Below are 13571 nucleotides of genomic sequence, written 5' to 3'. Positions count from 1 at the left end.
ACTCACGCCCTGCGGGCCCCGACCCGCGCCAGATCGGTCAGCCGTCCCCGGAAGCCGTTCGCCAGGGCTTCGGCCGTCCGGCGTCCGTGGTACGTCGTCTCGTAGCGCAGTGCGCCGGTCAGCCGGCCCGCCTCCATGGTGAGGCCGACCGAGAGAGTGGCCGCGGCGGCCAGGGACGACTGTGGTGTCGCGTATTTGAGCCGGGAGAAATCCTGGTAGTAGGGGGCGAGGCCGGTGCGCAGTCCGTGCATGGGCAACTCGTGTTCCCGTCGGTCGACGATCCAGCCGGTCACCCCGTACAGGCGCAACTCCGCGTGCGCCAGGGCGTGGCGGTAGAAGGCCGCGTCGCCCTGGCGGCCCAGGACGGCCTCGGCGAGCCGGCCGAACGGCAGATCGACGACTGCCGAGGCGTCCCTGAGGACGCCGTCGACCTGCCGGAACAGTCCGCTCGGTGAGGTCCGCCCCAGGTCCACCGGCACCTGGATCATGTTGGAGAACAGGCCGACGGCGGAGCGGGTCTCGGGGCGCACACGGCCGTGCGAGGGCGTGGAGAGGATCAGCCGCTCGCGGCCGTAGAAGCCACCCAGTGTCCGGGCCAGCGCCGCCGCGAGCAGCGCGTACAGGGAGACGCGCTCACCGCGGGCCGCGCGCAGCAGCCGCCGGGACTCTTCGGCCGACAGGTCCAGGGGGACGCTGTCGTACTGGTGCTGGAGCGGGAGGAACCCGTCGGCGCGGCCGGGCAGGAGGTCCCCGGATCCGTGGGCGCGCAGCCGGTCCGCCCAGCCCGCCAGGCGGGACGCGGCGTCGAGGCGGGCTCGAGATGTGTTCTCGGTGCGGACGAACTCCTCGTAGGACAAGGACGGTCGGATGCCGGCGGCACCGGGGGCGGCCACGCGGCGGTTGTAGAAGTGGGCGAGGTCGCGCAGATAGATCTGATGGCTCGGCTCGTCGAAGACCAGGTGGTGGAAGCTGGTCAGCAGGACGTGGTCGTCGGCGGCCAGCCGCAGCAGGGTGGCCCGCGACAGCCAGTCGGTGACCTCGAAGGGCCGTGTGGTCAGGTCGAGGAGGATCTCGTGCAGTTCCCGTCGGCGCAGTGCGTCGCCCAGGTCCATGGTCTCCAGGGGGAACGGCTCCGGACGCAGCGCCTGCCGCGGTCGGACCACCTGCTCGATCGGGGTCCCTGGGTCGAGCAGCCGCAGCCTCAACGCGTCGTGGCGCAGGGCGACTTCGGCCAGCGCCTCGCGTAACGCGCCGATGTCCAGGGCCCCTCGCATGCGGAGGGTGGTCGAACAGTCGAGGGAGACGGCCTTGGGATAGAACTCGTCGTAACACCTCTCCCACTCCCAGCACCACTCCTGACGCGAGGAGAGGGGAAGTCCTTGATCTGACCCAGGGGATGTCGCCGTCATGACCTGCCTTGTGGAGGACGCCGTAACGCTGTCGACGCTACCCTCGGCGCACGGCATATCCCCTCGTCAGAGCGGTCATGCCACACAACTGTAAAACTTCGGATGGAGGTGAGCGGGGTGCGTTATGTTCCTGCCATGGCGGATGTGGACACCTCGGCAACGCGGGAGGGTCCGCAGGGACTCGACGGTCTCGCGGCGGCCCTCGCTCAGGCATGGCACGGCGTGCTCGGCTCCCTCCCGCAGGAGGACTCGGACTTCTACGACGCCGGAGGCACCTCGATCGACGCGGCCCGGATCGCCTCGCAGGCCGCGGAATTCGCCCCGGACGTCGAGGACTTGGACGTCACTCTGATGACCGCGCTTCTCGACGAGGCGCGCTTCGGGGACGTACGACGGCTGGGGCTGGAGACGATCGACCGCACACGTGGCGGGACGGCCTGACCGAGCGACGGTGGCCAGACCCGAGCGAACGGTGGCCCGTCCGGTCCGAGGGCCTGATCAGCCGCGGCCGGTCTCCAGGTCGGTCAGCAGGTCGGCCGCGAACCGTTCGCACCACGGTGCGCCGAAGCACCGGCGGTCGTAGGTGAGGACCAACTGCGGCCGTGCTCCGGACAGGTTGAACTCCAGGTCCAGCTGGGAAGGGCGGACCACCGGCCCGGCGGCGCCCTCGTCCTCCTCCTCGGCCTCCCCTTCGCCCCGATCGTCGCCCCGATCGTCGTCCAGGTCGTCGTCCAGGTCGAAGAGGGTGAAGGCGAGTCCCGCCACGGAACCCTGCCAGGAGTCCGCTGTCACGCTCACGCTCAGCGGGGCCAGGTCGTCGCGCGCGACACCCATCCCGTCCGTGAGCAGGTCGACGATCTCCTCGAACTCCACTCCCTGGTGCGCGATTCCCTCGCGCAGCCCGCGCCGCACCTGGGCGAGCACCTCCTGGTCACCGTGCGGGGCCGAGGGCCCGACGCGGACGAGGACCGCCTGGGCGAGCGGACCCACCGCGTCGGAGTTCATGCGGTTCGCGGACATGGTGCCGAGGACCAGGTCGGCGGCCCCGGAGCGCTCCAGCACCCGTCGGGCTGCCGCGGCGGTGACGTACACCGTGGGCGTGCAGCGCGCGGCGCGGGCGTTCGCCCGGATCAGGCCGGACAGGGCGGCGTCGAGGGGAACGCGCAGTTCGGCGCCGTCAGGCAGCCAGCCCGGCTGCGGCCGCCGCTCGCCGATCCACGGCGTGGGGAAGCCGGACAGCTCCGTGCGCCAGAACTCCCAGTCGGCGGACCTGCGGTGCTCGCGGGTGGCCAGAAGTGCGGAATACCGGTCCGCCGGCGGGAGTGGCTCGTCCGGTCCGACCCGGTACGCCTCCTGAAGGTCCGTCACCACCTGATGCAAGGAGAACAGGTCCATCACGAGCCGGTGGAAGGTGAGGAGCAGGACGCCGCTGCCGTCACCGAGAAGTGTCAGGTGGGCGCGCGCCAGGGGCTCACCGGCCAGGGGGAAGACCTCCGCATGGGCCGCGGCCGCCGCTCGGCGTACCTCGGCGAGGTGTCCGGCCCGGTCGGCGCGCAGGTCCGTGCGGTGCAGGACGCGCGGCTCGTGGTGCGTGGCCGGACCGAGGGTCAGCGTCTCGCCGTCCGCGTGGAAGCCCGTGTTGAGCAGTTCATGTCGCTGAAATACGGCCGTGACGGCGTGGGAAAGCCTTTTCTCGTCGAGCATTCCGTCGAGGCGCAGCGCAATGCCGGTGTGCAGCAGCGCGCTTCCTCGAACCACGCACTCCACTTCCCAGAGCCGTTGCTGCTGACGGCTCAATTCCGCGGCGTAGGCACTTCCACTTGCCCGGTTCATGCGCTCCCTCGCCCGAAGATGCGACGAGTGCCGTACGAGAAGTCGCGACTCCCGTACGGCACTTGTCGGTGGTACTACTTCGCCGCGGCCTGGCGGCGGAGCTGCTCGAGATTGATGAGTGCGAGGCTTACAGAGTTGACCTTCGTCATGTCAACTTCCCCTCTTTGTAGGCGGGTTCCTCTGCCACCGGTCGGCGGCAGGGGAATGCTTCCAGGCGGAGTGATCTCCCGTCAATAAGGCTTGCCGTAAGACCGTGACGGTTCGGCATATCCGTAAAATTTCGGCAATGCCGTTCAGCGCAGCCATTTCTGACGACGCATCATGGAACGCCGCCCTCACTCAATCGCTCTATGAAGTGCATGAATATCTCGCCCACCCGTGCCGCCCTTGTGGCGTCGTGATAGTGCTTCTCGTACCACAGGGAGCCCGTGAGGGCCCCGTCCGCGATCTCCAGGTCGGCGAAGAGGGTGCTGGCGCACGCCAGCGCCTGCTCGGGGCCGGCGAAGACCGGGAACGGGTGCTCGGGATACAGGTCCTGCGGGGTCACGGCGAGCCCGGACGGCATCGCCGGCACCGGGTTCGGCTCCTCCGGCAGCCAGCCGGTCACTCCGCTCAGCCGCAGTTCCAGGTGGGCCAGAGCGCTGCGGTAGTAGGCCCCCTCGCCCGGCGGGCGGTCCAGGACGCGGGAGGCGATCTCACTGAACGGCAGGTCGGCGGAGCCCGAGGCCCGCTGGACACTGCCTTGGACGGCCTTGAGGAATTCCGTCAGGGACCGGTACCGCGTGTCGACCGGTACCGGGACCACGGTACTGAACAGGCCGAGCGTCTCGCGGGCGCTCGCGGAGGTCCGCCCGTGCGTGTACACGGAGCACACCAGGCGGTCCCGCTCGTACACCGTGGCGACGGCGTGGCCGAGGGCAGCCAGCAGAACGGTGTGGAGCGTGACGCGCTCGGCGCGCGAGCGCCGCAGCAACAGCCGGGTCCGCTCGGCCGTCAGCGCCACCGGCAGGGAGCCGAACTCCGCCTCGGCAACGACCGCCCCGGTATCGCCCGCCAGCGGGTCCGCCGCACCGTACGCCCGCAGTTCCTCGGCGAGGGCCGCTGCCCGCCCGTGCACGGCGGAACGTACCTCGGGTGCGTGCTCGCGGCTGATCAGGCCGGTGTAACTCGCGGGCTCGCCAGGGCGCTTGGCGGTGCCGTCGCCCGGTGCGACACGCTCCCGGTAGCCATCGGCGAGCAGGTTCCGGAACAGGCGGTGGGACGTGCTGTCGAAGATCAGGTGGTGGAACTGCGCGACGAGGACGTGCTCCTCCTCCGCCGTCCGCACCAGGGTCGTGCGCGTCATGCGGTCCGTCAGGTCGAGAGGCCGTGAGAGGATCCGCGTCACCTCCGCCACACGATCCCCCGGTGCGGCCCGTACGACGTCCAGCGGCCCCGGCGACGGCCGCAGCCCCTGTCCGGGCCAGACCGCGGACGGGTCCGGCCCGGCGCCTGCCACGAGGTGCAGACGCAGCGCCTCGTGCCGAGTACCGATCTCGGCCAGCGTGTCCCGCAGTGCTCCCGTGTCGAGCGGCCCGCTGAACAGCAGGGTCTCGGACGACTCGATCGGCGTGGAGTCACCGGTGTAGCTGCGGGTCCACTCCCAGCACCAGTCCTGGCGGGAGAACAGGGGCAGCGCGGCGGGGCCGGCCGAGGGAGGGTGGGTACTGACTTCGTGGATCATGGGCGGGAGCTCTCTTCCAGGGTCCGTACGGCCGTGACGTAGCGGCGGCTGTTTCCCGAGGGGCCGAGCAGCTCCGGGAGGGCGCGTACGGCGGGCACGGGGTGCTTCTCGGTGAACCGGGCGAGGTTCACCGTGTGCTGTTCCCAGCGGTCGGCGCGTTCGTGGGTGAGGTGGACGCCCGGTGCGTCGGGAGCGAGGCGCATCCCCGCCCCCGACGACCACAGACGCAGGCCGAGTTCGAGGTCCTCGCACCCCCATGTCGTACCGAACGACTCGTCGTAGCCCCCGGATCGCTCCCACAGCCCGTACGGCATGGAGGTGTTGGCTCCGATGCAGGTCAACCAGGGTGCCACGGGGTCGAGTTCACCCGTGGTCATGCTCGTCACCAGGGATTCCAGGGCGTTCGCCACCGTGCGCCCGAACCGGCCGCTCGTCGCCGCCGCATGGGGGTCGGGGAGGAGTTCGTCCCGCGCGGCGGCCAACAGACGCCGGGCGGCGGGAAGTTCACGGACCGGTCCGTGAACGCAACCGGGCTCCCGGCCGGTGTGCCCGGCGAGGTGGGCTGCCAGGGCCTGCGGCGGGAGCATGATGTCGTCGTCCAGGAAGACCAGCAGGCCGCCGCGCGCCGCGGCCGCCCCGGCGTTGCGTGCGGCGGCGCGGCCCGCCCGCGGTCCCGGCACGGTGTGCAGGGGCAGCTGTGCGGCGGCTGCCGTCACGACGTCGGCGGTGCCGTCGGTGCAGCCGTCGTCGACGACCACGATCTCGTGGGGCTCCGGGCACGACTGACGAGCCAGGCAGGCCAGGACGAGCCGCAGGCTGTCCGCCTTGTCACGGGTCGGGATGACCACACTGACCGTCGGCCGGGTCATGACGGGCACCCCTCGCGGAACAGGTCCGCCCCGCCGAGCACGCTCGTGCCGTGAGCGGCGAGCAGGGCCGCGCCGGCGAGGGAGGAGTGCGGACCATGGACGGCCGGACCGACCTCGGGGAGGGGCCGGCCCGGGCGGGCCTTCGCGGCCAGGCGGCGCGCGACCCTGCGGGGCAGGGGCGCGAGCGCGGCTCCGAGGCCGCCCCCGATGCGTACCTGCGCGGGCTGGACGAGTTCCACGAGGACCCGCAGCGCGCCGGCTATCGAGTCGGCCGCGTGGTCGAGAGTGCGATCCGCCCACGGTTCGGCGCGGTCCACTCCCGCCACCAGTTCGGCGCTCGTCGTGGGAAGTCCACGTGCCGCGGCGGCGTGCGCGGCCAGCGCCTCGGCCGAGACCACGGCCTGAAGACAGCCACGCGTGCCGCACCGGCAGCGCGGGCCCCGCGGATCGACCACCAGGTGGCCCAGCTCGCCCGCCGTGCCCCAGGCGCCGGTCAGCAGTCGGCCACCACTGACCAGCCCGCCGCCGACGCCCGTGCCGATGCCCAGGTAGACCAGGTCCCGGCTGCCCGTGGACATGGCCTCCGCCAGCCCGGCGAGCGTCGCGTCGTCGCCGAAGAGGACCTCGGCGCCGCTGCCGGCGAAGGGCGCGGTCAGCGAACGGCCCACCCAGTCGGGCCGATTGGGCCAGCTCAGCACGGATCCGTCGGCGTCGACGTTGGGCGCCGCCGCCACGCCGATCCGGACGGGGGCTCCCCCCAGCGCGCCGACCGCCTCGGCGACGGACGCCTCCATCAGCTCCGACTCGCCTCCCGCGTCACCGCCGACGGGCCACGGCACGGTGCGCTCGTACACGGCCGCACCGGCGGCAATCGCGCGCAGGGCGAGCTTGGTGCCTCCGATGTCCACGGCGAGGACGCCGCCCGCCGTGCCGGGGTGCGTGCGCGGGCGGTCACCGGTCACGACGGCTTCCGGGCGACGAGGATCGCGTACGGCGCCTGTTCGGCATCGCGGCTCTCCTCCACCCGCAGCCCCACGGCCTCCAGCCCTGCCCGCAGCTCCTGCGTCGTCCACCAGTGGAGGTGTCCGTCGACGAGCCAGCGGACCGCCGTCGTCCGGCTCAGGTCGTCGGTGAGGGCGAGCGGGTCGGGGACGAAGGCGTCAGCGATCACGAGCAGTCCCTTCGGCCTCAGCAGTGCGGCGAGCGGGCCGAGTTGGGCGGCCGGGCCGTGGACACCCCCGAGGACCACGCAGGCGCCGTACTCGGCGTCGGCCGCCGGTGGGGCACCGCCGTCGCCGATCTCCAGGAGCGCACCGTCGACGGCGGCCTCGGCCAGCAGCGCCTCGACGCTCGCACGCAGGGCCTTCTCCGCTGCCGGAGGTCCGGCGGGCGCGGCCGGCAGCGTCGGTCGGTCGCCCGCCGCTTCGCCGCGCACCCGGGCCGCCAGCGTCCGGCCGACCGGCACGACGTCCGGGGAGTACGCCCAGGCGTCCGGCGCACCGGCCGTGGCGGTGTCCGTGACCAGCAGCCCCAGCGCGCAGGCGGTGTCCAGCACGGGCGCCAGCACGTCCGCGCGCAGCCCCGCCGTCCCGGCCAGGTCGGGGGCGGTGCCGCCCTGGGCCAGGAGCGGGGGCAGGCCGAGTTCGGTGAGGGCCGCCGCCATGACCTGCTCGGCCGTGGTCCCGGGGCGGGCGGCGCGCGCGAGGCGGTAGACGGGGGCCGCCTGCGCCTTGCCGACGGCGGAGCGGCGCAGCCGGTAGCGCGGCTGGAAGCTGTCGGGCACCTTGAACGCGGCCAGTTCGGCACGGGCGTACGCCTGCACCCGTGCCGGAGCGGCCAGTTGGGCGTCGGCGGGCACGTACTCGACGGTGAGCCCCTGGTCGTCCGAGTCGTCCGCACCCGTCGCCGTGACCGAGACGTCGGCGACGCCGGGGGCCGCCCGGAGCACCGACTCGACCTCCATCGTGGAGACCCAGCGGGCCCCCCGACGGACCACTCCGCGCCGGGCTCTGCCCAGGATGCGGTGGACTCCGTGCTCGTCGCGATCGGCGAGGTCGTGCAGGCGGTGGACCGAGCCGTCCTCCAGGACGACGGCGAGTTCTCCCTGGGCCGCCTCCTGGCCGGGCAGCGGCGTGCCGTCGGGGTCCAGCAGGTCGACCCGCACACCGGGCATCGGACGGCCGACGGCTCCCGACGGCAGTCCGGGGTCTCCCCACAGCACGGAGCCCGTCTCGCTGGAGCCGTAGTTGCGGGAGACTCCCACTCCGAGGGTGCGGGTCCACAGCGCGTCCAGTTCGGCGTCCACGTATCCGGCGCCTGCCATCACCCGGCGCAACGCGGGGAACGGAGCGTCGTCGGTCAGGGCCCGCCTGCGCGCCAGGACGCGGGCCAGGCCGGGCACGGTGACCAGGACCGTCGCCCGCTCGCGCAGTCGGCTGTGCACGGCGCCGACGGCACGCGGCGGCACCGGGTCCACGTGCGCCCCGGCCACCAGCGCACCGGCCAGCCAGCCGAGCGCGTAGGCGTGGCTCAGCGGCAGCGGCAGCAGTACGCGGTCGTCCGGCAGCGCCAGACCGGCGTGGTGGTAGCGCACGCCCTCGTCGAGCACGGAACGCGGCGACCGGGGCACGAGCTTGGGCGTCCCGGTCGACCCGGAGGAAACCAGGATCACCGTGCCCGGGGCGTGGGCGGCCGGATCGGAGTCCGCCTCGGCCGCGATGATCCCGGCACCGACGGGCCCGTCGTCCACGACGCCGTCCTGCGCCCGAAGCACCGCCCCGTCCGCCTCACCCGGGTCCGTCACCAGCGTCCGCCGGGCGCCGGCGGTCCTCAGCAGCCTGCGGGTCTCCGCCGGTGGCGAGTCCGCGGGCAGCAGCAGGGGGCAGGCACCCACCGCCGTCAGCGCGAGCAGGCCCAGCACCCATTCCGGCTGGTTGGGACCTTGGAGGCCGACGACCTCGGCGGGCCGTACGCCCTGTGCGCGCAGCCGTCCGGCCAGCTCGGTCACGCGTACGACGGCCACCCGGCGGGACAGGTCGCCGAGCGCGGGCGCGTCCGGGTCGAGTTCCGCCCGGGAGAGTGCCTCCCACAGGTTCGCGGCACTCACTTGGCCGTACCCTGCGCCGCCGTCTCCAGCCGCCGTACCAGTGCCTCGGCGGCGAGTTCGTACCCGTGGGTGCCGAAGCCCGCGATGACGCCCACTGCGAGGGGCGAGACGACGGAGTTGTGCCGGAAGGACTCGCGGGCCCAGACGTTGGAGATGTGCACCTCGGCCCAGGGCGCCGGGTAGTCGGCGAGGGCGTCGCGCAGGCTCCAGCCGGCGATCATCAGCGCGCCGGGATTGACGATCGCGGCGGCGGTGTCCCGGTGTTCGTGCAGGGCACGGATCAACTCGCCCTCGCCGTCGTGTTGTTCGCTGCGCAGCCCGTATCCGGCGCGGGCCAGCAGCTCGGCCACCGACTCCTCCACCTCGGCGAGGGTGGTGGTGCCGTAGATCCCGGGTTCGCGCGTGCCGAGCGTGCCCAGGTTGGGGCCGTTGAGCAGCAGCAGGTCACGGGAGGTCTGGGCGATGGTCACGCGGGGGTCCCTTCACGGCGGTGCAGCAGGGCGGCAAGCTCGGCACACGAGCCGGCCACCAGTTCGGGCCGGTGGGCGAGCAGTTCCTCCCGGTCGCCCTGGCCCCAGAGGCCGGCGGCCGTACGGGTGCCGGCCGCGCGGCCGGCCCGCAGGTCCAGCACGGAGTCGCCGACCATGACGGCGCCCTCGGCGGCGGCGCCGATCTTCTCCAGGGCGAGCAGGACGATGTCGGGAGCCGGCTTGCCGTGCGCCACCTCGTCGCTGCCGCACACCGCGTCCACCAGGTCCAGCAGGCCGGTTGCCGCCAGTGCCTCCACGGCACGGCCATGGGTCTTGCCGGTGGCGACGGCGGTCGGAACGCCGGCCTCGCGCAGTCCGGCGAGCAGTTCCGCGGCGCCGGGGCACGGCTCGATCTCGTGGACCAGCTTGCGGCTCTCGACGACGAACGGCTCGTACATCCCGACGGGCAGGCCCATGATCGCCAAGGTGTCGGGCATGTGCCGCCCGAGGTGGGTCAGGTACTCCTCGAAGGGTGCCTCGCCGTCGCCGACCGTGAGGTCGTACGCCCGCTGGAAAGCCCTGCGCATCACGTGGATGCTGTCGATGAGAACGCCGTCCAGGTCCAGGACGACGGCCCGCGGCCAGAGGTCACTCACGGTTCGCTCCCTTTCGGACGGCCTCGGACGCCGTCCGCATGCTCGCCACCAGATGGGCCACGTCGTCGTCCGTCATGGTCGCGCCGAGTCCGACGGTGACGGACCGGCCCAGCACGGCCTCGCTGGCGCGCAGGCGCGCGGTGGCGTCCCAGGCGACGCCCCAGGGGGTGCGGCCGGCGCGGACGGCGGGGTTCTGCTGGACCAGGCGGCCCGAATAGAGCGTGGCCGCGGGGATGCCGGCCGCGGTGAGCACGGTGACGAACCGGCGGGCGGCCATGCGGTCGTCCAGCAGGACCGTGAGATCGCCGCCGCTGCCCTCCTCGTCCGGCAGCCGCCGCCACTCGAGCTCCAGGTCGGCGAGGTCCGCGCGGACGGTCCGGGCGATGTCGCGCAGCCGTCGCAGCATCGGCGTGAGCCGTTCCAGCTGTACGGACAGCAGGGCGCCGGCGATCTCGGTCATCCTCAGGTTGGCGCCGAGGAAGGCCTCGCCGGCGGCACCGCCACGCTCGCCGCTGCGTGAGGTGGTGAACTGCCCGCCCTGGTCCTGGTAGCGGACCACGCGGTCGTGGACGTCGGGGTCCGTCGTGACGACGGCGCCGCCCTCACCGGCGGTGATGTTCTTCTCCAGCTGGAAACTGAAGGCCCCCGCGTCACCGATCGAGCCCACCGGGCGCCCCCGGTAGCTGACCCCGCAGGCCTGGGCGGCGTCCTCCAGGACCCGGATGCCGTGCTCACGGGCGACGGCCAGGATGGGGTCCATGTCGGCGGCGGCGTTGTTCAGGTGGACGGGCATGACCGCGAAGGTCCGCTCGGTGACGAGCTTCTCCCACGCCGTCGGGTCGAGGGTGAGCGACTCGTCGATGTCGGCGAAGACGGGGACGCCGCGCGCGGCCACGATGGCGTTGACGCAGCCGATGAAGGTGGCCGACGGCACGATGACCTCACCGCCCTCGGGTATCCCCAGGCCGATCAGGGCGCAGGTCAGGGCGGCGGTGCCGGAGGACACGCCGACCGCGTGGGGTGCCTGGTGCAGGGCGGCGAACCGCTCCTCGAACCGCTCGACGCGGCGCTGGAGCGCGGGACCGTAGTACCGGAACAGGGAGCGGCTCTCCAGCACGTCCAGTGCGGCGGCCTTCTCCTCCTGGCCCCACAGGGCGAGGCCGCGCAGCGGCTCGTAGCGCAGCGCCGTGGGCTCGGACAGGGATGCAGTCATGAATTCGTCTCCGGTGCTGTCCAACGGGCGGACGTGGCGCGGTAACAGGCCTCGACGACGGCCAGGGCTTCGCGGGCCTCGCGCAGCGCCCGGTCCGTGGCGTCGGGCCGGGCCAGTTCGGTGGCCAGCGCGTCGAGTTGCTGGTCGTACTCGTCGCCGACGCCGGCCGGGGGAAGCGGCACCCGGCGCTCTGATCCCGCCTGGCGGAGTGTGAGCGCCGGTTCGCCGACACGTCGGGGGCTGAAGCCGAACGTGGTGGTCAGCTCGGCGGTGCCCGCGGTGCCGTGCAGCACCAGCCGGGTGCGGTCGACCGGCTCGTGCGAGGCCCAGGCGAAGCGCAGGTGCATTCCGTATCGCTCGGTGGCCACCAGGGCGGTGAGCTGGTCCTCCACATCGGCGTTCGCCAGGCCGGCCGTGCCCGTGTGCCAGTCCGCGCCCCAGCCCGCGCGGGTGAGGAAGTCGCTGGAGGCGAGGGCGGTGGCGTGGCGCACGCCGGAGGCACCCCACAGGTGGTGCAGGACGTCGATGACGTGCCAGCCCAGGTCGACCAGGACCCCGCCGCCGGCCGTCTCCCTGCGGGCGAACCAGTCGCTGCCGGGAATGCCCCGGGAGCGCACCCAGCTCAGCTCGGCGTGGCGGGGCGTGCCGAGCGCCCCGTCGGCGACGAGACGCGCCAGCTCCCCCACGTCCGCGCGGTGGCGAGCGGCGGTGGACAGCAGCAGCCGCCCCCCGCCGTCGCGGGCGGCGTCTTCGAGGAGCCGCAGGTGGCCGAAGTCGGTGCCGGTGGGCTTCTCCAGAAACACGGCGAGGCCCTGGCGCAGGAAGTGGCTCGCGTGGGCGCCGTGGGTGTGGTTCGGGGTGAGGACGAACACGAGGTCGGCCTCACGCGGCCCGAGCTCCTGGTACCCGCCGTACACCCGCGCCCCGCCCACCAGGGCGGCGGCCCGCTCCACGGCCTCGGGTCGCGGCTCCACCACGGCGACGACGTCGAAGTCCGGGTGCTTGACCAGCCGGGGCAGCCATACCTCGCGGGCCACCCAGCCCAGTCCGATGACGGCGACCCTCATCAAGCGGAACGCTTCTTCCCCGCCAGCTCGGTCAGCACCTTGGCCACGGCCTCCGCGACGTCGGCGCAGTCGGCGTCCGTGCCGAGCAGCACCCGGTGGTGCAGCCAGAAGCCGTGCGCGCCCAGGTGTTCGCTGACCGGGTTGCGCTCGGCGAGCTCGGCCGTGTCCGGCAGTCCGTTGCCGAGCAGCGCCTCGTGGGCCTGGGTGCGGTAGACCGGCGGGTAATTGACGAAGGCGGGTATGCCCTCGGCGACCAGCGCCCTGACCAGCAGGTCACGGTCGATCCCGGGGTGCGCCGCGGGGTCGAGGGCGGCCATGGCCATGTAGTGCGGGTTGAGGTCACAGCGCGGGTCGCGGCCCTGTGGGACCACTCCCGGGATGTCGCGCAGCGCCGCGGACAGCGTCTTCCAGCGGCTCTCGCGGCGTGCGTTCTGCTCGGCGAGCCGTGCGAGCTGGGCGCGCAGGACGGCCCCGGCGAACTCCGTCATGCGGTAGTTGGAGGACGGGGTGCGGTGTTCGTAGTTCGTGTCGCCGAGGGGCCGGCCGCAGCTGTGCCGGGAGAACGCCTCGTCGAACCACTCCTGCGACGGCAGGAGCAGCGCCCCGCCCTCGCCCGCGGTCATCAGCTTGCCGTTCTGGAAGCTGAACGCGGCGAGCGTACCGAAGTCGCCGACGCGCCGGCCGGACCAGACGGCGCCGTGCGCGTGCGCGGCGTCCTGGAAGACGACGATGTCGTGCCGGGCGGCCCAGGCTCCGATGGCGTCCATGTCGGCGACGTGCCCGGCCATGTGGACCGGGATGACGACGCGTGTCCGTGGTGTGCGGACCGCCTCCAGCGTCTGCGGGTCGAGGCAGTACGTCACGGGGTCCACGTCGACCGGGACCGGGACGCCGCCCGCGCGCTGTACCGCGATGGAGGTGGAGATGAACGTGAAGGCGGGCACGATCACCTCGTCGCCCGGCTTCAGGCCCAGCAGTTCCAGGCCGAGTTCCAGGGCGTGGGTACCGTTGGTGACGGCGAGCGTCGTGCCGCCGTGGTACTCGCCGAACTCCGCCTCGAAAGAGGTGATCTCGGAACCGCCGACTCGCCACCACTGGCCCTGGTCGACTGCGCGGATCAGCGCCGCGCGTTCGGTGTCGTCGTGGTAGGGCCAGGCCGGAAAGTCGTGGCGGCGGACCGGATTCCCGCCGTCGAGTGCCAGAGCCACAGTGCGTCCCTCTCAGT

12 protein-coding genes are annotated in these 13571 nt (G+C 73.0%); 1 reads left to right on the top strand and 11 read right to left on the bottom strand.

The features are described 5' to 3' along the window. Positions 1 to 2: 2 nt before the first annotated feature. Positions 3 to 1409 carry a condensation domain-containing protein gene (locus OG933_RS43605; RefSeq protein WP_405633024.1) on the bottom strand — a complete coding sequence of 469 codons (1407 nt, stop codon included), beginning with the start codon at positions 1407 to 1409 and terminating at the stop codon, positions 3 to 5. Positions 1410 to 1544: 135 nt separating this feature from the next. Here OG933_RS43605 and OG933_RS43600 point away from each other — a divergent pair, with 135 nt between their 5' ends. Continuing rightward, positions 1545 to 1850: a phosphopantetheine-binding protein gene (locus OG933_RS43600; protein WP_362535020.1), complete on the top strand. Its 306-nt coding sequence runs from the start codon at positions 1545 to 1547 to the stop codon at positions 1848 to 1850. A 57-nt stretch (positions 1851 to 1907) separates the two neighbouring features. Here OG933_RS43600 and OG933_RS43595 read toward each other — a convergent pair whose 3' ends face one another. From OG933_RS43595 to OG933_RS43550, 10 genes are all read right to left on the bottom strand, one after another. Next, on the bottom strand, positions 1908 to 3242 hold the full coding sequence (locus tag OG933_RS43595; protein WP_405633020.1) for a condensation domain-containing protein: 1335 nt from the start codon (positions 3240 to 3242) through the stop codon (positions 1908 to 1910). A 319-nt stretch (positions 3243 to 3561) separates the two neighbouring features. Continuing rightward, positions 3562 to 4965 carry a condensation domain-containing protein gene (locus OG933_RS43590; RefSeq protein ID WP_405633017.1) on the bottom strand — a complete coding sequence of 468 codons (1404 nt, stop codon included), beginning with the start codon at positions 4963 to 4965 and terminating at the stop codon, positions 3562 to 3564. Next, positions 4962 to 5834, bottom strand: a complete 873-nt coding sequence (locus tag OG933_RS43585; protein ID WP_405633014.1) for a glycosyltransferase family 2 protein — start codon at positions 5832 to 5834, stop codon at positions 4962 to 4964. The genes OG933_RS43590 and OG933_RS43585 overlap by 4 nt, the downstream gene beginning before the upstream one ends. Next, positions 5831 to 6796 carry an ROK family protein gene (locus tag OG933_RS43580; protein ID WP_405633011.1) on the bottom strand — a complete coding sequence of 322 codons (966 nt, stop codon included), beginning with the start codon at positions 6794 to 6796 and terminating at the stop codon, positions 5831 to 5833. The genes OG933_RS43585 and OG933_RS43580 overlap by 4 nt, the downstream gene beginning before the upstream one ends. Continuing rightward, positions 6793 to 8940 carry an AMP-binding protein gene (locus tag OG933_RS43575; protein WP_405633008.1) on the bottom strand — a complete coding sequence of 716 codons (2148 nt, stop codon included), beginning with the start codon at positions 8938 to 8940 and terminating at the stop codon, positions 6793 to 6795. Before OG933_RS43575 ends, OG933_RS43580 begins: the two co-directional genes overlap by 4 nt. After that, positions 8937 to 9410 (bottom strand): type II 3-dehydroquinate dehydratase, encoded by a 474-nt coding sequence (locus OG933_RS43570; protein ID WP_405633006.1) that lies wholly within the window; start codon positions 9408 to 9410, stop codon positions 8937 to 8939. Before OG933_RS43570 ends, OG933_RS43575 begins: the two co-directional genes overlap by 4 nt. Then, a complete protein-coding gene (locus tag OG933_RS43565) occupies positions 9407 to 10066 on the bottom strand; it encodes an HAD-IA family hydrolase (RefSeq protein WP_362525605.1) in 660 nt (219 codons plus the stop codon). The genes OG933_RS43570 and OG933_RS43565 overlap by 4 nt, the downstream gene beginning before the upstream one ends. Beyond that, positions 10059 to 11279, bottom strand: coding sequence for a DegT/DnrJ/EryC1/StrS family aminotransferase (locus OG933_RS43560; RefSeq protein ID WP_362525608.1), 1221 nt, complete (start codon positions 11277 to 11279; stop codon positions 10059 to 10061). The genes OG933_RS43565 and OG933_RS43560 overlap by 8 nt, the downstream gene beginning before the upstream one ends. Then, a complete protein-coding gene (locus OG933_RS43555; protein ID WP_405633003.1) occupies positions 11276 to 12346 on the bottom strand; it encodes a Gfo/Idh/MocA family protein in 1071 nt (356 codons plus the stop codon). Before OG933_RS43555 ends, OG933_RS43560 begins: the two co-directional genes overlap by 4 nt. Further along, entirely contained in the window at positions 12346 to 13554 is a 1209-nt protein-coding gene (locus OG933_RS43550) for a DegT/DnrJ/EryC1/StrS family aminotransferase (protein ID WP_362525614.1), read from the bottom strand. Before OG933_RS43550 ends, OG933_RS43555 begins: the two co-directional genes overlap by 1 nt. Positions 13555 to 13571: the final 17 nt, after the last annotated feature.

This window comes from Streptomyces sp. NBC_00016 (assembly GCF_045040885.1).
GTDB lineage: Bacteria > Actinomycetota > Actinomycetes > Streptomycetales > Streptomycetaceae > Streptomyces > Streptomyces coriariae.
This window is presented reverse-complemented; position numbering and strand designations above follow the sequence as displayed.

What these genes read in the sequence shown, in the direction of transcription:
- OG933_RS43560 (WP_362525608.1), bottom strand. Translation starts at nt 11,279, where the DNA reads ATGACTGCATCCCTGTCCGAGCCCACGGCGCTGCGCTACGAGCCGCTG.
- OG933_RS43600 (WP_362535020.1), top strand. Translation starts at nt 1,545, where the DNA reads ATGGCGGATGTGGACACCTCGGCAACGCGGGAGGGTCCGCAGGGACTC.
- OG933_RS43590 (WP_405633017.1), bottom strand. Translation starts at nt 4,965, where the DNA reads ATGATCCACGAAGTCAGTACCCACCCTCCCTCGGCCGGCCCCGCCGCG.
- OG933_RS43585 (WP_405633014.1), bottom strand. Translation starts at nt 5,834, where the DNA reads ATGACCCGGCCGACGGTCAGTGTGGTCATCCCGACCCGTGACAAGGCG.
- OG933_RS43605 (WP_405633024.1), bottom strand. Translation starts at nt 1,409, where the DNA reads ATGACGGCGACATCCCCTGGGTCAGATCAAGGACTTCCCCTCTCCTCG.
- OG933_RS43555 (WP_405633003.1), bottom strand. Translation starts at nt 12,346, where the DNA reads ATGAGGGTCGCCGTCATCGGACTGGGCTGGGTGGCCCGCGAGGTATGG.
- OG933_RS43595 (WP_405633020.1), bottom strand. Translation starts at nt 3,242, where the DNA reads ATGAACCGGGCAAGTGGAAGTGCCTACGCCGCGGAATTGAGCCGTCAG.